The sequence below is a fragment of the Xanthovirga aplysinae genome, assembly GCF_009711365.1.
In the GTDB taxonomy this organism is placed as follows: domain Bacteria; phylum Bacteroidota; class Bacteroidia; order Cytophagales; family Cyclobacteriaceae; genus Xanthovirga; species Xanthovirga aplysinae.
Genome location: NZ_SMMB01000058.1, coordinates 1 through 257 on the forward strand (window position 1 = coordinate 1; position 257 = coordinate 257).

The 257-nt window shown below is 47.5% G+C and carries 1 rRNA gene; it reads left to right on the plus strand.

Features of this window, described 5'->3' with window-relative positions:
- A 23S ribosomal RNA gene (locus E1171_RS00065) occupies nt 1-257 on the plus strand; the annotation flags it as partial.

A 257-nucleotide genomic window follows, 5' to 3' on the forward strand; every position in this document is an offset into this window, starting at 1 on the left:
GAGTGGAGCGAATAGAAAAGCAAATGTAGGCATAAGTAACGATAAGGCGGGTGAGAAACCCGCCCACCGATAGACTAAGGTTTCCTGATCAACGCTAATCGGATCAGGGTTAGTCGGGACCTAAGGCGAACCCGAAAGGGGTAGTCGATGGACAACAGATTAATATTTCTGTACCATCTTATTGTAGTGATGGGGTGACGGAGTAGTGAAAGGTCTGCGTACTGACGGAATAGTACGTTGAAGCGAGTAGGTATACG